Source organism: Photobacterium sp. Ph5, from assembly GCF_022129445.1.
Lineage (GTDB): Bacteria > Pseudomonadota > Gammaproteobacteria > Enterobacterales > Vibrionaceae > Photobacterium.
On the sequence record NZ_JADQAQ010000067.1, the window covers coordinates 1 to 20,238 of the forward strand.

The 20,238-nt window shown below is 39.9% G+C and carries 18 protein-coding genes; 5 read left to right on the forward strand and 13 right to left on the reverse strand.

Translation table 11 applies throughout. The features are described 5' to 3' along the window. Positions 1-17 precede the first annotated feature (17 nt). The 5 genes from rpsK to I3259_RS18295 all read left to right on the forward strand — a co-directional run bounded on the left by rpsK (position 18) and on the right by I3259_RS18295 (position 3,566). Positions 18-407: a 30S ribosomal protein S11 gene (gene rpsK / locus I3259_RS18275; protein ID WP_005370963.1), complete on the forward strand. Its 390-nt coding sequence runs from the start codon at positions 18-20 to the stop codon at positions 405-407. A 32-nt stretch (positions 408-439) separates the two neighbouring features. Continuing rightward, positions 440-1,060 (forward strand): 30S ribosomal protein S4, encoded by a 621-nt coding sequence (rpsD, locus tag I3259_RS18280; RefSeq protein ID WP_005370959.1) that lies wholly within the window; start codon positions 440-442, stop codon positions 1,058-1,060. A 23-nt stretch (positions 1,061-1,083) separates the two neighbouring features. After that, complete coding sequence (rpoA, locus tag I3259_RS18285) at positions 1,084-2,073, forward strand: DNA-directed RNA polymerase subunit alpha (RefSeq protein WP_005370957.1); 990 nt, start codon at positions 1,084-1,086, stop codon at positions 2,071-2,073. A 34-nt stretch (positions 2,074-2,107) separates the two neighbouring features. Further along, positions 2,108-2,491, forward strand: coding sequence for a 50S ribosomal protein L17 (gene rplQ / locus I3259_RS18290; RefSeq protein ID WP_005370955.1), 384 nt, complete (start codon positions 2,108-2,110; stop codon positions 2,489-2,491). An 85-nt stretch (positions 2,492-2,576) separates the two neighbouring features. After that, positions 2,577-3,566: a glycosyltransferase family 4 protein gene (locus I3259_RS18295; protein WP_238031144.1), complete on the forward strand. Its 990-nt coding sequence runs from the start codon at positions 2,577-2,579 to the stop codon at positions 3,564-3,566. Between the two features lies 1 nt (position 3,567). Here I3259_RS18295 and I3259_RS18300 read toward each other — a convergent pair whose 3' ends face one another. The 13 genes from I3259_RS18300 to I3259_RS18360 form a co-directional block, all read right to left on the reverse strand. Next, the gene (locus I3259_RS18300) at positions 3,568-5,031 is read right to left on the reverse strand and encodes a response regulator (protein WP_238031145.1); all 1,464 of its coding nucleotides are present in this window, start codon (positions 5,029-5,031) and stop codon (positions 3,568-3,570) included. Next, positions 5,028-5,723: a hypothetical protein gene (locus I3259_RS18305; protein ID WP_238031146.1), complete on the reverse strand. Its 696-nt coding sequence runs from the start codon at positions 5,721-5,723 to the stop codon at positions 5,028-5,030. The genes I3259_RS18300 and I3259_RS18305 overlap by 4 nt, the downstream gene beginning before the upstream one ends. Then, entirely contained in the window at positions 5,720-9,013 is a 3,294-nt protein-coding gene (locus I3259_RS18310) for an SLBB domain-containing protein (RefSeq protein ID WP_238031147.1), read from the reverse strand. The genes I3259_RS18305 and I3259_RS18310 overlap by 4 nt, the downstream gene beginning before the upstream one ends. Continuing rightward, complete coding sequence (locus I3259_RS18315; protein ID WP_238031148.1) at positions 9,010-9,795, reverse strand: OmpA family protein; 786 nt, start codon at positions 9,793-9,795, stop codon at positions 9,010-9,012. The genes I3259_RS18310 and I3259_RS18315 overlap by 4 nt, the downstream gene beginning before the upstream one ends. Then, the gene (locus tag I3259_RS18320) at positions 9,795-10,106 is read right to left on the reverse strand and encodes an STAS domain-containing protein (protein ID WP_238031149.1); all 312 of its coding nucleotides are present in this window, start codon (positions 10,104-10,106) and stop codon (positions 9,795-9,797) included. Before I3259_RS18320 ends, I3259_RS18315 begins: the two co-directional genes overlap by 1 nt. Positions 10,107-10,157: 51 nt before the next feature. Continuing rightward, entirely contained in the window at positions 10,158-11,945 is a 1,788-nt protein-coding gene (locus tag I3259_RS18325) for a sugar transferase (RefSeq protein WP_238031150.1), read from the reverse strand. Positions 11,946-11,955: 10 nt separating this feature from the next. Then, entirely contained in the window at positions 11,956-13,023 is a 1,068-nt protein-coding gene (locus I3259_RS18330) for a glycosyltransferase (protein ID WP_238031151.1), read from the reverse strand. Continuing rightward, positions 13,016-14,464 (reverse strand): sugar transporter, encoded by a 1,449-nt coding sequence (locus I3259_RS18335; protein ID WP_238031152.1) that lies wholly within the window; start codon positions 14,462-14,464, stop codon positions 13,016-13,018. Before I3259_RS18335 ends, I3259_RS18330 begins: the two co-directional genes overlap by 8 nt. Before the next feature lie 4 nt (positions 14,465-14,468). Further along, positions 14,469-14,807, reverse strand: a complete 339-nt coding sequence (locus I3259_RS18340; protein ID WP_238031153.1) for a hypothetical protein — start codon at positions 14,805-14,807, stop codon at positions 14,469-14,471. A gap of 65 nt (positions 14,808-14,872) precedes the next feature. After that, positions 14,873-16,024, reverse strand: a complete 1,152-nt coding sequence (locus I3259_RS18345) for a glycosyltransferase (protein WP_238031154.1) — start codon at positions 16,022-16,024, stop codon at positions 14,873-14,875. Continuing rightward, positions 16,014-17,357 (reverse strand): O-antigen ligase family protein, encoded by a 1,344-nt coding sequence (locus tag I3259_RS18350; RefSeq protein WP_238031155.1) that lies wholly within the window; start codon positions 17,355-17,357, stop codon positions 16,014-16,016. Before I3259_RS18350 ends, I3259_RS18345 begins: the two co-directional genes overlap by 11 nt. Continuing rightward, entirely contained in the window at positions 17,344-18,720 is a 1,377-nt protein-coding gene (locus I3259_RS18355; RefSeq protein ID WP_238031156.1) for an oligosaccharide flippase family protein, read from the reverse strand. The genes I3259_RS18350 and I3259_RS18355 overlap by 14 nt, the downstream gene beginning before the upstream one ends. Then, on the reverse strand, positions 18,717-19,856 hold the full coding sequence (locus I3259_RS18360; RefSeq protein WP_238031157.1) for a glycosyltransferase: 1,140 nt from the start codon (positions 19,854-19,856) through the stop codon (positions 18,717-18,719). The genes I3259_RS18355 and I3259_RS18360 overlap by 4 nt, the downstream gene beginning before the upstream one ends. Positions 19,857-20,238: the final 382 nt, after the last annotated feature.

Genomic DNA, 20,238 nt, shown 5'->3' on the forward strand with positions numbered 1-20,238 from the left:
GGATAAGGTAGAGTACAATGGCAAAACAACCAACTCGCGCTCGTAAGCGCGTACGCAAGCAAGTAGCAGATGGCGTTGCGCACATCCATGCTTCTTTCAATAACACAATCGTAACCATTACTGACCGTCAAGGTAACGCTCTATCTTGGGCTACTGCAGGTGGTTCAGGTTTCCGTGGTTCTCGTAAATCTACTCCGTTCGCTGCACAGGTTGCTGCTGAGCGTTGTGGTGAAATGGCCAAAGAATATGGCGTTAAGAACCTAGAAGTTATGGTTAAGGGCCCTGGTCCTGGTCGTGAGTCTACAATCCGTGCTTTAAACGCAGCGGGTTTCCGTATCACTAACATTGTTGATGCGACTCCGATCCCTCATAACGGTTGTCGTCCACCTAAGAAACGTCGCGTATAACGTTTCGTTTCTAGGAAATTGGAGAAAGAAAAATGGCAAGATATTTGGGTCCTAAGCTAAAGCTTAGCCGTCGCGAAGGCACTGACTTATTCCTTAAGTCTGGTGTACGTGCGATTGATACCAAGTGTAAGATTGATAACGCGCCGGGCCAACATGGTGCTCGTCGTGGTCGTCTATCTGATTACGGCGTTCAGCTTCGTGAGAAGCAGAAAGTTCGTCGTACATATGGCGTACTAGAAAAACAATTCCGTAACTACTACAAGACAGCTGCCCGCATCAAGGGTAACACAGGTGAAAACCTGCTTCAGCTTCTTGAAGGTCGTCTAGATAACGTAGTTTACCGCATGGGCTTTGGCGCAACTCGCGCAGAAGCACGTCAATTGGTAAGCCACAAAGCGATCCTAGTTAACGGTCAAGTCGTAAACGTTCCTTCTTTCAAGGTAGCGGCAAACGACGTTGTTAGCATTCGTGAGAAAGCTAAGAACCAAGCACGCATTAAAGCAGCTCTAGAAGTTGCTACACAGCGTGAACTACCGACTTGGGTCGAAGTAGACAGCAGCAAGATGGAAGGTACGTTTAAGCGTCTTCCAGAACGTTCTGATTTGTCTGCCGACATCAATGAACACCTGATCGTCGAGCTTTACTCTAAGTAAGGCTACAGTTAAGAGAGGACACAATGCAGGGTTCTGTAACAGAATTTCTTAAGCCGCGTCTTGTTGACATCGAACAAGTTAGCACGACACACGCAAAAGTAACTCTAGAGCCATTAGAGCGTGGTTTTGGCCACACTTTAGGAAACGCTCTTCGTCGTATTTTATTATCTTCTATGCCAGGTTGTGCTGTAACAGAAGTTGAAATCGACGGTGTGTTACATGAGTACAGCACCAAAGAAGGCGTTCAGGAGGATATCCTTGAAATTCTTCTAAACCTTAAAGGTCTAGCCGTTAAGGTTGAGGGTAAAGATGAAGTTATTCTTACTCTGAACAAATCTGGTGCAGGCCCTGTTGTTGCAGGTGACATCACCCATGATGGTGATGTTGAGATTGCGAACCCAGAGCACGTAATCTGCCATATTACTGATGACAATGCTGAATTAAGCATGCGCATCAAGGTAGAGCGTGGTCGCGGCTACGTACCAGCATCAGCTCGTATTCACACTGAAGAAGATGAGCGTCCAATTGGTCGTCTGTTAGTAGATGCTACTTACAGCCCAGTGGACCGTATTGCTTACGCTGTTGAAGCAGCTCGCGTTGAACAACGCACTGACTTAGACAAGCTAGTAATCGATATGGAGACTAATGGTACTCTTGATCCTGAGGAAGCTATCCGTCGTGCAGCAACTATTCTTGCTGAACAATTGGATGCATTCGTAGATCTTCGAGATGTACGAGTTCCAGAAGAAAAAGAAGAGAAGCCGGAGTTCGATCCGATCCTACTGCGTCCTGTAGACGATCTTGAACTAACTGTTCGCTCTGCTAACTGTCTAAAAGCAGAAGCGATCCACTACATCGGTGATCTTGTTCAGCGTACTGAGGTTGAGCTTCTTAAAACGCCAAACCTTGGTAAGAAGTCTTTGACAGAAATCAAAGATGTATTGGCATCTCGTGGTCTATCTCTAGGTATGCGCCTAGAAAATTGGCCGCCTGCTTCAATCGCTGAAGATTAATAGTTTACTGATATCTAGTTAGAAGGATTAGGTCATGCGCCATCGTAAGAGTGGTCGTCAACTCAACCGCAACAGCAGTCATCGTAAAGCGATGTTCAGCAACATGGCTAGCTCTCTGGTACGTCACGAATTAATTAAGACTACCCTGCCAAAAGCAAAAGAGCTACGTCGCGTAATTGAGCCTTTGATTACCCTAGCTAAGACAGACAGTGTTGCTAACCGTCGTCTTGCATTCGCTCGTACTCGTGACAACGAAGTTGTTGCGAAATTATTTAACGAACTAGGTCCTCGCTTTGCTGCGCGTCCTGGTGGTTACACTCGTATCATGAAGTGCGGTTTCCGTACTGGTGATAAAGCTCCTATGGCTTACATCGAGTTATTAGACCGTCCTGCAAAGGAAGAAGCTGCTGCTGAATAAGCAATAGCCGTTAAATAAAAAGAGAAGCCGAGTCATTAGACTCGGCTTTTTTTTTGCATGTAATTTGGAATGACGAATTCATTTTATGGTTACTATGCTTTATGTAATGCTTGATAGTTCAGGTTTCGGAGGGATTGAAAGCCATGTATTACAGCTTTCATTGCTCCTTAAAGATCAGAAAGTCCCGTTCAAAGTTGTTTTTATCTCTAAAGCATCTAATCACCCGCTCTATCGTTTGTTAGAACAAAATAAAATTGAATATTTTACATCTACAGGTTTTTTACAATTCTCATTGTTAGTTAATTCTCAAGATATTCTGCATGCTCATGGGTATAAATCATCATTATGGGCTCGATGTTTAAAAGTGTTACGCAGATGTAAAGTGCTTACCAGCTTTCATGCTGGTGAGTTTCTTATAGGGCGACTTGCTTTTTATGAATGGCTTAATCGTTCAACTAGTTTTTTATCGACGAATTTTGCGGTAAGTGATGAGATAAAATCGAAAGTACCTTTTCAGTGTTATGTTCTAAATAACTTTATTCACTCTATTCCTTCCTTTGTTTTACGCAGTCGGCATACGATCTTGCAAGTTGGTTTTGTTGGTCGGTTGTGTCATGTCAAAGGCATTGACCGCTATTTACAACTTTCTAACCAGTGTCCGACTATTAAGTTTCATGTGTTTGGTGATGGTGAGGAATCGAATTTGTTGGGGAGTTACCCTAATATTAAATGGCATGGTGCCGTAGAAGATATGTCATCGCACTGGAGCAAAATTGATTTACTGCTTATCTCTTCGCGTGCTGAAGGGTTACCAATGGCCGCGTTAGAAGCAATGGCGCACGGGATTCCGGTTATAGGCACAAAAGTTGGTGATTTATCTTTGCTTGTGGATTCTAGATGGCTTGTTGATGAGTTCGATTGGTCAAAGTTAGTCTGGTACGTCTTGTGTTTTGATTCAATGACTAACAAAGAGTGGCAAGCGTGTTCTAAATATAGTTATATCCAAGTTGTGACTAAATTTAGTGGAAAACAACGATGGAATATACTTGCTAACGCTTATGGAATTAAGTCGTAATTTATCTATAGATGCTGATTAGTGTTTTATCATCAATGGTTGAGCGTTGTGGGTTATGCCATATTTTTTTATGCCTTTCTTTGGCTTGATAATGTGTTAATTGATTGATTTGGTTCATTGTAATTGGGTGGTTAGCGAGTCCATCGCTGTAGCAATGAAGGCTGATATCTTTGGTTAATGTGATGAGCTTTGGTTTTATGGCTAATTGCGTATTTATCCCTAATAACCCCATATTTTCTTCTAGATGTATGCTCTTATTATGACCTAATTGGAGTGCAGCAGGCATGCCTGCGTTGTAGATATGGACGATATTATTATTGTCTATTGTCATTATCATTAAACAAATTAAATGACGATTATTGTGTGCCGAAATAAGTTGCTGGTTGAGTATCTCACATATCTTTTTAGGACTCTCGATGCCAGCATCAAGCAAACCAGCAATATAACCAAACCAGCCAATACCATTAGCTTTAGCCAGCGGACCATGTCCCATATTATCTCCGAGGATGAGCATTGCGGGTTTGTTTTTTTGGGGTTTTCGATACAACAAAAAGTCACCTTGGTTTATGGGGTATTGATCAATATCGATGGTGATATCTCGAAGGGTAATTTGAGATGGGAATTCTGATTGATAAGGCGTCATTTGTGCCAGCAGTTGTTTTTCAAAAACAGTGGCCAGTGTGCTATGACGTTTTAATACTCGCTTCAAAATTGTGAGTAATTTTTCTTTATTGAGTGGTTTTGTTAAATAGTCATCAATACCAGCTCTTGCGGCTTCTAAAAGTGTGGCGTCTTTGTTGTCAGCTGAGATAAAAATAAAGGGTAATGATTGGCAGTGATTGAGTTTTGTTACTTTGTCTCTAAAACTGAAACCATCTATATTTGGCATGTGTAAATCAGTTATAACCATGTCACAACGACTATGAGCTAGCCAGTTGAGCGCCTCACAGGGCTTACTGAAGAGAATGAGTTGATAGTGATGGCGTAGAAAAGTGGCAAAGAGTGCGAGTTGGCTTGGGCTATCATCAACAATAAGCAGTTGTGGTTTTGGTTTATGTTGTGGAAGGTTGAATTGAATTATATTTTGATGATTTGTCAGAAAATATTTAAAGTCAGGGAAGTAGGTCTTGATCAGGGCTAACCCTAGTTTATTGCAAGTTGCCTCTTCAGGTAATGTTGCGGAGCTGATTTTTTCTTTCATCGCTTGCCAATGAGAGCCGTTATCAATGATTTCAAATCGCGCTTGATTATTACGTAAGGCATATTTTAATTCAACGTGACTTGCGGTTAAGCGTTGATGTGCAAGTAGATTAACACAGTATTCATTACAAACTAGGATCATATGCTGACTTAGCTCATAACTTAAATTTAGCTTATTGCTTTGTGTTTTTAACCAGTGCCTGATTGTTTTTAAGTTATCGTAATTTAAGCAAAAAGTCTGTTTGAATAATATCTGATTGATCATTGATACTTTCCTTGTAGAAGTTGGCTATTTTTTAGCATTGTGGTGATTTTTTCTTTGATTCTTTTTGGTAACCACCATGCTTTGGTATTAAGACTTTTCAATAAGCGTTGCGCGAGTGTTGGATTAAACTGATCATTTATAATAATACCAATGACATTACAGTTACTTTTTTCTAGCTTGGTAATACTTGTTAGTAACTCACTTTCTGTTGTCTTAGCCGCGGATAGGCATAGCAGAATGCCATCGCTAGCATTAGCGATGTTTACTGCGGGTAAATTACGCCAGTTAGCGGTGTTAATGTTGCCTGTATCACAAATAATATAGTGGTAATGTTGCTGCCAATATTGAAGGAGATAGCGAAGTTTATGAGGTTGTCGCAGTGTAAGTACTGTTGTTTGATCTTTGGGTTGGGGCAAGATATCTAGAAACGGGTGTTTTTTAATGAGGTTTTGTTCTTTATTCTTATTTTCAGGCTCCCAAGGCGTTGGCTCATACCCTTGCCCCGATCCGGAAAGATCAAGATCGATCAATAGCACTTTTGTTTTGTTTTCTGAGCATCGTTCAGCGAGCCAATAACTCATTGTTGAACTACCACATTTTTGGTTACAGCTTGCAATACAAATAATGCGTAGTTGTTGCTGGTGCAATTGTTGAAACAGATGCTCCATCTCTTCACTCAACCAAGGTTTCATAATGCAGCTCCTATTACAAGCAAGGTTGTCACAAAGCTAAATGCATCTTGAAGCCCTTGTCTTAACAGTGTGCTTGTTGAATCATCTTCATTGGGTACATATACCGTATCGCCAGGACGAAGCATGGGGATCGGTGTTTCTGCTGGATATTTTATGTAGTCTCGTAGACTGAATGTTTGGCTTTTATCTCCGCAACATGAACTATTGACGATCATTATTTTGTCTATATAAGCTTTATCTGTGGGGCCGCCGGCTTCTGCTAGTAAATCAAGCAAAGACATCTGACTGTTGAATGAGTAGCGTCCTGGTTTTTTTACTTCTCCCATGAGTCTTACCACGCGATTTGCCGGTTTATCTAACCAATTTCCATCGCGTTGCGGAATATAAATAACATCACCAGGCACTACTTTTGGCAATAAGCTCTCATCGCCAGTTTCAAAATATAGAGTAAGGTTTAGTGTTGTAACATTGGCATGAGTCCCGTTACGATGGCTGATTTTTATTTGTTGTAAATTCGCATATTTGTTTGGGCCATCTGCTGCTGAAAGAATATCTAAAAAACCGAGCTCACTATTAAAAGCATATCGTCCTGGTGCGTTGACTGATCCAAAGACATAAATTGATTCATCAGCATTTTGTCGTATCCATGTTGATTTATTATCACTAGGATCATGGGGGAGTTCATCGACCATGATGGTATCTCCCGCTTTTATAGTGGGGAGGGCTGAAAAACTACCGCCACGGTCGATGAATTTCTCCAAATTAAAGTAAATAATACTATTTGGATCGTTTTTATTTTTCTTGATAATGCGAATGCTGCTTAAGTTAGCACTTTCTAAGGGGCCGCCAGCAAGCGCAAAAATTTCTAAAAAAGTCAGTTTATTATTCCATTTAAATCGCCCCGGTCCTTTTACGGAGCCAATAACCATCACGGTTTTATCATCTTTTGCTTGAGTTGTTTGCGGCACATAAATGACATCACCTGGAAGTACGGTAGGAAGAAGGCTTTCGTTACCTGTTTCAAAATATCTTGCAAGATCAAAATGAGAAACGGTTGTTTTTTTGCCATTACGGTGTGTGATCAGTAATTCTTGAATGTCGGCCTCGCCAATTGGCCCATCAGCGGCAGATAGAATATCGAGAAAGCCTTGCTCTTTATTAAAAGCATAACGACCAGGGGCACCAACAGCACCAAAAATATAGATTGAATCTTTTGCAGCCTGACGCAGCCAACTTGATTTATTGTCGCTAGGATCATGGGGAAGTTCATCAACGATAATGGTATCGCCAAACATGATCGTGGGGAGTTTTTTTTCAGGACTTCCTTGTTTAATGAAATTCTCAAGGTCAAAAAAGATCACTTGGTGTCCTTGTGCTGAAGGCTTATCTTTTTTGGGAAGTCTTACAATGCGAATACTGGATAAATTTGCTTTCTCTTTTGGTCCTCCAGCCATAGATAAGAGATCTAAAAAAGTGAGTTTAGCGTTAAAATTGAAACGTCCAGGAGCATAAACTGCCCCGATAATTTTTACAGCGAGATGATCAGAGGGTTTTGATGTTTTTGGGATATAAATAACATCACCAGGTACTACTTTGGGTAAAACTGATTCATCTCCTGAACGAAAATATTCTGAAAGATCTAATTGAGTGACATGGCTTTGGGTACCATTACGGTGTGTGATAAGTACTTCTTGTAAGTCTGCTTCATTATTAGGACCGTCTGCAGCTGCGAGGATATCAAGAAATCCTTGCTCATTATTAAAGGCATAGCGCCCTGGTGAGCCTATTGATCCAAATATATAAATAGAGTCTTTTGGTGATTGGCGTAACCAACTGCCTTTATTATCACTGGGATCATCGGGTAACTCATCAACAATAATGGTCATTCCTGCAGAAAGTGGGGGAAGTAGTTTTTTGGGATGACCTTCTTTGATAAAGGTTTGGAAATTAAAAAAAGAGACGTCATGACCTTTAGTAAGATCTGTATCTTCAGTGATGAGTCGAATATTGCTTAAATTTGCACGTTTAGTTGGACCTTCTGCATGGGCAAGTAGATCCATAAAGTCCATGGAGTGGCTCCATTCATAACGCCCAGGAGCATTGATTGCCCCTATGATTTTTATTGAGCGATCTTCAGTGATCTTTAGCCATGACTTTTCATTTACAGTGGCTTTTTCTGGAATGAAAATGACATCACCCGTTTTCATCAGGGGAATATCATAATCTTGTGGGGATTGAGTAAATTTGATGAGATTGATAGTGACGGGAGCGTCAGTTTCGCTGAGAATTTTTATTTGAGTGGTATCAGCGAAACGAGTTGGACCACCGGCATTAGCCAGCACATCAATAAACTTTGTATCTTTTCCTATTTCGTAAGCGCCCGCCGCTTTTACTTCTCCCATGACAAAGACGGTTCTTGCTGTTGTGCTAATGTCATCGACTTCGATAGGTGCAAAAATGGTGGTTCCCGCTTTTACTGGAGGAAGGTGTTGAGTATCCCCTGTATCTAAGTAGGTTTTTAAATCAAAAATATATGGTTTATTCTCAGTAACCACACGAATTTTGGTGACATCGGCATAGCGTGTCACACCGTCTGCACGCATAAGTGCATCAACCACATTCATTTCTGGTTTATAGCTGAATGTACCCGGATTTCGGACTTCACCAAATAAAGTTAACCCATTGTTCTTATTTGAATCACCAGTGTTTTGAATGGTTGCTGCATCAAAATCAACTTCAATATTGCCAAGAAGTGGAGAGACGGGGACGAAAATGGTATCGCCATTGGCTAAAGTTGGTAGGTTAGATATATCGCCAGTATCTAAATACTTTTTATAATTAAAGGGTTGAGAGATACCATTATGGGTGATGGAAAATTTATCTAATTGTGCGCCTGGTCTTGCGCCGCCAACAGCTGCTAAAGCTAATTGAACATTACTGTTAGGCTTTAGTGATACAGTACCTGGGGTTTCAACATAGCCAAGTACATGAATACGGATGAGTTGTTCTTTTAAGGTAAGCTTAAAGTCATCAAGGTTTAGATAGATTGATGATAGTTTTTGTTTTATTTTTTGTTCAGCATCTTTGATTGTGAGATCTGCAATAGAGATAGTGCCGACCTCTGGAAGTTGAATTTTTCCGTTATCATCAATCGTGAAATCGTCACGAAATGCCTTTTCACCAGGAACGAACAAGAAAATACGATCGCCTGCTGTTAGCGTGATTGTACTATCTGCCTGCAACGAAGGGGGAAAAATAAAGAGAATGAGTAGGCAAAATATACGGATCATAAGCCATCTCGAATTGCATGCCAGTCCTTAATATCAAATACGCGATGAATGGACTGAGCGTGATGTTCAACCAAGACTCTTGCTTCCACTTTCCTATTATTGAGTTGCTTTGTGAGAGTATTATCGGCAATGGCTCGTGATTCCCCAACACTCAATACACTAATTTGATTGGTATCAACACCATTTTCAACCAAGAAGTCTTTAACCGTATTGGCTCTTTTTAAGCCAAGAACATAATTACTCTGTTCATTACCTTGGCTATCGGTATAGCCAATAAGTTGTAAGTGCCAGTGTTCTTGACGTTTTATTATTTCAGCCGCATAACGGAGTGATTCTTGATAATTAGGCAACAAGGTTATTTTATTTAGTGCAAACTGATTATCGACAGCCATATATAATAAAAAACGTTCTTTGAGCTCAACTTCAGAATAGTGAGGATCAAGACACAGTGTGTGGTATTCCAACCAATCCATTTGTTTTTGGATCACAGCATTTTGGGTCTGATATTTCAAAAGGGTAATTTCAGCATCACGATCAAAGCCGTGCAGGGCTTCTTCTCTTGCTTTTAAGTAAAGGTTTTCTAATCGGATATATTGACCAGGAAGACAATGTTTGGCTCCTCGTGTTGCGAGTAATTGGAGTTCAAACTGGTGATGTTCGAGTTGATGGAGTTGTGTTTGCTTAGGAGGTGGAAGAGGTATTTCCCCTTGTGCAGGCCAAAAATTACTGCAACCTGTCAGTAGTGATAATAGAGTAACAAGCAGTAATAGTGGCGATTTCATTAGGTTAACTCTGCTGATGTGATCAGTGGGATCACTTTATCTATCCTGAGCATTTGCATCAGTTCCCTTGGCTGACCGTTAACATTAAGTAGACGTAAACGGCGACCTCGGCTTTTTAAGCGTTTATAGAGAAAAACAATTGCACCAATACCACATGAATCGATAAATTGGACTTGTGTCATATCAATGACTAATTCCATACGCTCAGTTTGGCTAAGAACATCAAATTCACTTTCAAGCTCCCTCGCTTTTTGCGCATCAAATTCATCTTGTAGAGCAAGTGCGATAACCGAACTGGACGATGCGAACATAGGTATTCCTTATTCTCTATTTTAAATAATATGATTCAAAGGTTGTGCCAACTATTGTCCACGTCTCGTTACCATAATGTATGCTGTTTTGAGCAATATCCAACAATCCATTCTAAGCCATTGTAATGGTGACGCTAACGCGATTGCGTAGGCATGATCCCATGCGATCTTCGCTTTAACGTCCTCAATGCAACTGTCATAGCCTTGATTTACTTGTGCTAACCCTGTGATACCTGGGCGCAATCCTCGAGTTCGCTCTAAGTAGAAAGGCAATGCATTTTGCAAATTCCCACATAGTTCAGGGCGTTCTGGACGGGGGCCTATCAATGACATATCTCCCTTTATCACGTTAATAAATTGAGGTAATTCATCTAGTCGTGTGTCTCTTAAGAAACAGCCTATCCGCGTGATGCGAGGATCATTTTTTTGAGACCATACCGCGCCACTTTGGGCTTCAGCATTTGGTCGCATGGTGCGAAATTTCAACATTGAGAACAACATAATATGTTCATCATTGATTTGTCCGACACGAACCTGTCGATAAAAAATATCGCCTTTGGAATCTAACCGTATCAATAAGGCAATCAGAGGCCATAGGGGGAGTGTGAGTAATAATCCGATACAACTGAGAAGAATGTCGAAGAAGCGTTTAAGAATAATGGTGAAAGAATGTTGGTAGGCATTGAGAGGCGGTTGTCTTTTCCAACCATACCTAAATTGTCCAAAGAGATAGCGTAGCATACCAATTAAAGATGATAGGTAACCTCCTATTAAATAATGTAATTTATCTAATAGTTTATTTTTAACGCCAAGCAGAGGTAGTGCAGCAAGACCATAACCGACGACTTGTAGCCCAGTTAACCATATTGCGAGAAGTGATCCGTGGGCAGCGAGATAACAAGTGATGCTTATATACATGATGAAAATAAAAGGCATTAAGGTTCTTAACCCCTTACCTGAAGCAAACAACCATTTCACCCCGGGCTGGTGGAGATTAAATACAAAGCGGCAACGGATCAGTTGTTGTAAGTTACCAGCGCCAATACGCTGTCTTCGTTGATGAGTTTGTTCATTGCTACTAATATCAAGTTCAATACTGTTAATGCATTCGTTATAAATCACATTATAACCTTGCTTAAGCACTTGCATCGGCAGCATGAAGTCGTCATTGATGGTGTCGTGAGGCAATGGCTGAAATAAACGTGCTCGCATAATATAAAAAGCGCCATTGCCGCCAATGACACTGCCTAAATGTGATTCCGCAAAGCGCATATTATTCTGCCATGACCAATATTGCTTCTCACCCGTATTACCATCATAAATAAGATAATTACCCGTAATAGCGCCAATTTTAGGATCGTTAAAACTGTGGGTAGCTTGTTTGAGAGCATCTATTGAGATAAGTGCAGAGACATCACTTAATGCAACCAACTCTGCATAAGGTTGTGCCATCGTCATTAATTGATTAAGGCGCGCTAATTTTCCTTTGTTATTTGTGCTTATTTGCAGTTGGAAGTGAATGTTAGCTCGTTTAAATTTTCTTTCCCATTGGCGACAAAGTTGCGCGGTTTCATCACTACACCCATCGCAACAAATGAAGATAAAAAGTTTTTCAGCTGGATAATCAAGCATCAATAAATTAGCCAGTTTATCGTTAATATGTGCTTCCTCATTATAAGCAGGGATGAGGATCGCAATTGCAGGAAAACTATCAGGTTCTACAGTAATGGCTTTTCGTTTCAAGTGTTGCCCATACCACACCATAAGTGCGCTATAGATAACATGATGATAAAGAATAATGAGCGTTAGAATTAAAAGGATAAGCCAACTTATCATCATAATTCGCTCCTTATTTAGCGAGGGCTTCATACGCTGCTGTCATAGTTCTTACATCAGCAATATGTTGAATGAAATGAGAGTTTTTTGTTTTACTGATTTTATGTGTCAGCACATGATGTAGAGCGTGAGCTAATTGAGCTGGATCATCAGGGGATACTAAGACGCTATTGTCGGGGTGAGCTACATCAGGGATCGCACCAATATTGGATGCCACAATTGGCTTACCGCAAGCTTGTGCTTCAAGCAAGGCTAAGGGAAGCCCTTCATGACGTGATGGCATGCAGAATACATCAATAGCACGGTAAAAAGATCGCATGTTTTTACAATAACCCAACCAGTGAATACGATGCTCAAGCTGTAAACGACAGGCTAGCTGTTTGAGGTTTAATAACTGCTCGCCATCTCCTGCAATAACGAGATGATAATGCGGAGGAAGTGATGATAGGGCGAGAAGCATGGTATCAATTCCTTTTTCTGAAACTAGCCGCCCAGCACAACCAATAAGTATTTGTTCCTGAGGCAACGCTAAGTTATGACGAGCATCTGCTTGATCACCAATACAGTAAAAATGGCAGTCGATACCGTTATTAATAATATGATCAACTGGACGACCTAATCGTTGCTGAAGATCTTTGGCTATTGTCGGGGCATCGGCAACGAGCTCGATATGTTTATTTTTTAATAGCCAACGGGTGAGGGTTTGCTGTTTTGGCTCTTCTAGGTGCCAGCTGTCATGTTCGGTATGAATATGAGCTGTGCTTAACCCTAATAGCGCAAGTCGACTATAGAGCAAAGGGCCTAAATGGTGACTATGAACAGTCGTGATCTTGAGTGTCTTAATGAGCTTTCTTAATTGATAAGCGGTATGGAGATGTACCCCTAAAGGCTTATTTAAAAATACTAACTGGTTTTTGAATTCAGCTAATTCAGACCAAGCTGTAATGGCGGATGTGGCTGTTTCTTCTAGTGAGACAATATAAACACGATGATTTGATGATGCAAAACGAACCAGATTAAGAACGAGTTTCTCTAGCCCTCCGGGGCGTAAATGTTGGACGACTTGCAACGTTCTAATCATGTTCAAGTTCCTTTGAGAAGTAAGGAATACGTACCAATATTGGGTAAGATACTAACTGTCGGATATGATTGGATTGATATAATCGTGTATCAAAAATAATGGTTACGCCTACGAGAAATAAAGCAATGACTGCGCCAAAAATAATGCCGGATAAAAAGTTTAGCCACCAAGGCCAGTTTTGAGGAGCATTCGGTATTGAGGGTTTGTCGATTATTTTTAGTTTATCAGGTTCTTCAAAACGCCCGAGGTGACCGGTGACTCTAGCCATTTCATAGCGTTCGAGTAGTTGGTTATAAATGGTCGATTTGACTTTGTAATTACGATCTAAACTGGTAAGTTTTTTTTCTAACTCTGCAAACTCAACCCGTTTACCAATGATATTAGCGGCTTGTTCTTTTAGTAAAATGAGCTCTTGATTAATGGCGTCGATTTCAGATTCTGCCTGCTGCAATGCTTCAAATTGGCTGAGTAATATAGGTTGGGATTGGTTTTCAGGATCTTGAGAGCTGTTGGCCAGCCGTTGCCATAAACTATCGATTTGATCAGGAGTGAGAGATTGCTGCAATTCAACTTGTCGTGTTCGCTCTTGTTTTAGCCTATTTAACCGACGGAGTACATTTTTTATCGATGAGTGCTTATCTGTATAACTGGCACGTAAGATAGCAAGTTCGGCTTCGGCTATAACAATTTCTTGTTCAAGTTTGCCGATAACAGGGTTGGTATTAATGAGCGTTTTATACATGCTGTCACGTTTACTTTTCGCGTGGAGTAAAGCCAGTTCTGATTCATTTATTTTTCTTGCTAATTTAATACTAGTATCAACATTGACTCCTTGCAGCAGCGGTAGGTTATCGGCATTTTTTGCTTTAAATGTGGCAAGTTCACTTTCTGCAAGTTCTAAATCTTTTTGGGTTGTCGTTAATTGTTTTTGTAAAAACACTTCAGAATTATCAACGGATGCACGTCCTGGTGCTCGCAGTTTTTCTAAGAAAATACGGGAGAGGGTATTTAATATTTCTGGAATTTGTTCAGGTTGTTGCCACACAAGACTCATTTGAACGAGATCGTTACCTGTCAGATCAAGGCTGATGCCTTTTTCAAGTTGAGCGGCAACGTATTTTACTTGTTGCGGGTTTTTATCTGGTACTAGATCGAGTTCATCAATCACGATAGCTAAGGTTGATTGGCTTTGGATCACGACTTGTAGCGCTTTGATACGTTGCTGTAGGTTCATTGAAATAGAGAGATCTTCTAAAAAAGGATTAAGTAATGCTGCCTCCTGAACCAAAATAGTGGTTTCAGAGTAGTAATACTTGGTTTTAAGAAAACCGCCTATCGTCATTAGAAAAGGCATAATGATAATAGGTAAAATTAATAAATAACGGTGAAGCCATAATCCATACAGCAGTGGATATAGCCGCGTTATAAAGAGGTGCCGCATACAGTTAGTTACTCCGAAGGAGCAACGTATCGACTGTTATTTTTGGCGAGTATTCCAACGTTAAAGGGATCTGATGGTCTTGTGCGATCTTCTCTATATTTTGCATGCGTTTTTGGCTGTGTAATAAAGCTTCAAATTTATTATTGAGCTTAGCTGGCCCGACGGTCGCTGTTATTTGGTTATATGAGAAAGTTGAAAAAAACTGAATGATTTTACGGTGTTGCTCTGCGGTTAACGTTACTTGTTCTGAACTAAAAAAAAGCTCTAATTGTTTATTTGATTGTGAGGTACTGGCACACCCAACCAACCCTAACAAGATGATTAGATAAATTGTTCTTATCATCACGTATTCCTTTTTCTTGTGTGTATAAGGAAGAGTGCAAAAAGAGTGCCTGATGTTAGGTTTTGTTATTCAGTGGACGAACCGCGTATTTTTTGTATGTTATGAATAACCTTTTCAATACGTTGCTGCCAGCTGTCATGCTGAATACATTGGTATGCTTGTTGTTTATATTCTGCGACTTGCTGTGGGCTTAGCTGTGTAATGCGATCAATCGCTGATAGCCATTCTATTTGAGTTTTCGCAATTAATACTAAAGGTGTGTACTCTGTTGCGGCTTTGTAATCACTGCTGATTACGGGGCATCCAGCAGCCAAATATTCTCTTAATTTTAAGGGGTTACACATTTGAATTTGACGATTGTTGATGAAAGGTAAAATAGCAGCATGCCAATGTTGTACATAACTAGCAAGTTGATGATGAGGAATCGCTGGTAATAGATGTATATTCTCATTTTGCAATTGCTGAGCTTTAGGACAGTCCTTATTGCCGAGTAAATAAAATTGTATTTGTGGACGAGCTAATGCGAGTTGTTGCAATAAATCGTAATCAAGCCAATCATTTAAACTACCATAGAAACCAATGTTTTTTTTCTTTTCATCAATGGCTGGTGGGCATTCATTTTTTGATTGAAATAAATGAAGATCAACACCATGGGGTAAATAGTGTGTCTTTTCCCTTGGGAAACGCGCCATTAATTGTTCGTTTGCGACATAGATGATATCGGCTTGCATACTCAATGTTTGTTCTGCCTGTATTGTTTTATCGTGATCGACGCCAGTCAGTGCTGAAAAATCATCTCCGCAATAATAAATAATTAAATCAGCTTGGCAGAGTTCGATATATTCAATCGCACTCGGTAGAGCGACCCATAAAACGCGATAGTGTTTTTTTTGGGGAAGTTGTGTCGCTAATAGTTTCTTATTGATGTACTTAATAGCCTTGTTTCGAGCCAATGGCCAAACGAGTGGTTTGATTATTTTTTTTAAGTTTTGGGGAGGGAGGGAAGTTTCAGTTAATGCTGTACGGCTAATAAAAGCTATGATCTTTTCGATGATACGGTTGATATCTTTAGCTTGAAGTTTGGGTTGCCTTAAACCAATAGAGTTGATCCAGTAGACGGGATATTGTTTCGCAATGATTGATATTAAGTGCTGAGAACTCGATGGATGTCGTCCCCAATCCTCACCAAAAACAATAAATTCTATATCATGCTCCATGATTCAAATCCTTTTGAGGGCGTTGACTGCCATTACGGGTTAATCGATCCGTTGCAATGACTAAACTTAATAAGATATAGAAAGGCCAGGTTGTTCCTTGTGTTAGAAAGGTACCACTAACAGAAAATGAAATCATGCCAAGCCAGAGACCTTCAGAAAGAGGTTGATATGTTGTGTGTTTTAATCGGTTTAGTAAGCGATAACTAAGTTGAAAAGTTTTTATTAACAAAGTTGCAAATAAGAACAGTCCAACAAATCCATTCTCAGCTAAGATCTCAAACCAAGAGCTATGAACTGCGTGGTTCTTACCATCCCAATGGACGGAGTAAAAATAGTAATTATTATAAAAATTACTTAATCCAACGCCTGTTAATGGATGATCTACAGCCATCATTATTGCGGCGCCCCAAGCATAAAGGCGTCCCATTGCTGACTCATCAATGGTGCCTGTACTGGCAGTTGATACAAATCTGTTTTCAATACCTGCAGCGATAAATAAAACAATAATACCAATAGCTGTAATGATAAGTGGCGTGACGATATTTTTACTACGAAGTAGTAGTGACATAAACATCACGCTAATTATCCCTAGTTGCCCTCCTCGGCTTTCAGTCGCAGCAATACCAGCAAGAAGCGTAATAGTAATGAGTGCAGAAATAATACGAGAAATAATGTGACCGTGAAAAATATAGACAGAGGTAAATGATAGCGGAAACAAAAGGACTAAAGAGAGATCATTTGGATCACCGAGCATTGATCCAAATGCTCGTCCGATAGTGACACGCGTTTCTTCGACTAATCCAATCTCATAGTGTTTGTTATACAACGTAATAGATGCAATCAATAGTCCACAAAGAAAGAGCAGGAAAGGGATTTTTTTAAGTTGAGAAATATGGGTGGGTAATAAACTAATAGCAAAAACCATTAATACAATTTTTAGAAAGTTGCCTGACAACATTTCAAATGATTCCGCTCTATTAGAAGCAAAAGCACAGCTAATAGTGACCCAAAATGCAAAGCAAAGTAGCCATGTATGTAATGGGTGCCACTTGAAGTTACGATAGTTCATCCATAACTGCCAACTTAAACCGACCAAGCAAGCAAGTGCTAATAACTTCGGTATTTTAAAGGGCTCAAGAAAGGGCATTGCTTCATGTAAGCGAAAATAGGAGAAGAGGATAAACCAAATACAGAGCAAAAAGGCACGTTTAACAACAAAGGGCAGGGCTAGTACGCCAAGAAAAGCAAAGTAATGTTTAAACGTATAATTACTAACGATAAAGCAGCTTACCGTACTTAACAAAGCAATGATAATTTGCTTATCTTTTGTCATAGATCACCTGTAATACATAACGATAGTTACAATGGTGACGCCAAGGCCAGTATATTTGAAGGCAAAGAAGAGAAGTTAACAGAATGAGAAAATAAGTGAGTTGATATTGCTGACAAAAGCAAATCAATGTAATAAGCGAAAAACTGACAAACAAATCAGAGAGAGGATATAGCAGAGGGAGATGGTATTGACTATAAAAGTAAAAAATAACAAGGCGTAATGCTTGAATTGCAATGCCACAATAGATCAATGCGAGAATATCGAATAAGGGTAGGACATAAATAAAAACGAGTAACGATAGTAGTGTTGACAGGCTATTAATCAATAATATTCCCTGTCCATGTTTGTGGTAATAGCAGCCGACATTGAGAAAAGTACAACAGCCTTTCAACATTAACCACAATGCGATAAATGGGATAAGAACACTACTGTAATTAAATTCAGCATTAAGCCAAAACCTTAAAAAAACAGGGCCAAACAAAAGGACAAGAGCTGAAATAAGTACGCACAACTGGCAAGCTAAAATAGTAATATTGGCTAAGTGTTGTTTTCGTTGATCTGTATTGATAAAGCTAAATCGTTTTGGAAACCACCACAATGCAAAAGGTTCTATTAATAGACTAGCGGCAACTCCCCACTGCATTGCAATAGCATAAGGAGATACAGCTTCTACGCCTAAATAATGTGCGATAGCCCAACGCTCAGCACCTAATGAAATAAAACCCAATAATCCGGAGATCGTTAGAATAGCGCCATATTTTAATAATTCGGGGCTAATTGAGAAATGCGGTATTGGCCATTGTTTATAAAGTAAAACACCACACACGAGTTGTGCGATCAATCCAGCTAAAGCCATACCATCAACTTGCCATGTTGCAACCAACAAGAGTGTTAACACTGCTTGCACTAATGCTGTTATAAGTAAAATACTGACAAAGTGTTTGGCATTATTATCAATTCGCAACTTTACTAAAGGGATCGCGTTAAGAGCGTTAAAGTAGATAGTAAAAATAAAACAATTAAAGGCAAAAAGTGGCGGAGGGCCAGGTAAAAGGGCTTGAATATCGTGATTAAAAAATAGAAGTAAGCCAGTGATCATTGCACCACATAATATGACTTGCCATAAGGCTTGACCCAATAAACGTGTGGGGTTTAATGCATCATGATAAAAGCGATAAAGGCCATCAATGATGCCTAGGCTAATGATCAACGATAAGAATGTGGTTAAAACTAACAAAACATCAAGCTTACCGTACTCTTCTAAGCCTAATTGATCTGTAACATAAGGTTGAAGCAGCAATCCCATTAGTTTACAAAAGACGACACCAATACCATAAACCGCAACAACCTTTAATGTGTTCATAGCGCTTCAATCCACTGTGATAGTCGTTGCGCTTGAGCTTTTGCTGTAAAGGTTTTTATAACGTGGCGATAACCGAGCTCTCTTTGAGTTTTTAATTCCTGATGGCTCTTTAGCTGGTGGTTTGTAATCGCCGTTGCTAATTCTTCAGGTGAATCTTTCTTTATCATCACTCCTATATCAGGCGAAAGGATCTCAGTACAGCCGACAAGGTTGGTCGTAATAATAGGGATCCCTAATGCAAGCGCTTCTTTTAAGACTAATGGACCTGTATCCATATCACCATTCGTAGCAATGGTAAAAGGAGCAATTAGCCCTTGGTAGCGTTCAGCGTGAGATCGTAGCCAATCTGCATTCTGACTTCCTAAGAAAGAAACAGCGTGTATGAGTTCATGCTGTTTACAAAAAGACATGAGTTCCATTTTTAATGGCCCATCACCAACAATATCAATTTCAATGGGGTGTTTGAGTCGTTGTATTGCTTTTAATAACGTAATGATCCCTTTTTTTTCAACCAATCGACCTATAAATAAAAAACGTTTAGATGGAGACCAATCATTATTTAAGGTGGGATAGTTTTGCTCTTCAATCCCACAAGGTAGATAGTGAACAGGCGTTTTTGTTAGAGATTGCAGATGATCATGCATTGCCTTTGTCACCGCGCAGCAAAACTGACAATGGGAAAGCTTGGCTTGTAAATCTTGAGGTCCAGCATAGATATCAGCGCCATGCCCAACAAATGATACTGAAATATTCAATATTTTTGCCGCAACGATTGCAATCGCTGCGCTATGCCAAGCAAAATGCGCATGAAGATGCCGACATTGGTAGCTATGTGCCCATAGCGCTAATTGTAAGCCTTGTCGAATAAGTGCGAGCTTTCCAAACTCATGTTGTTGGCAAATAAAAGGTAAACTTCTTACCGAGTGGATTATATGGCGTAAACTATAGTAGGGAAGGCTTGAGGAGTAGCAGCATTGCTTCATTAATGGAATATCAGCTCGTTGAAAGTGTTGACCTTTGATAAATGAAAATGGAACAACATGATGGCCAAGAGCTATCATTGATCTCATTTCAACACCTGTGAACGTTTCAGATAGTGTAGGGAAACAAGGGATCACATAACCAATAGTCTTCATTACAGTGCTCCGCTAATGACTTTTAATAAAGAATTCAAACTTAGTGCCATGTTTCAGTGACACTCAGTAAGAAAATCATCAACTATTGAGACAGATTGCATCGCATCGTGATTAAGCGTCTTGTGTTTTGCAATTAATCACTAAACTTAAACAAGGTGATTTAGTAAAAGAGATGGCGAAAATAGAGGTAAAAACAATCAGGAAAGAAGTTATTGCTTGAATTGTGAACGCTCGATTGTTTTTGTTTAATTTATGCTTGCCATCTTTGTTTTTGCTCTTATAATGCGACCCCACTGACACGGACAACGGCGCAAGCGGTTACCGAGTTCAGTATTGTTCTTTAACAATTTGACCATGCAATCTGTGTGGGCACTCGTTGAAA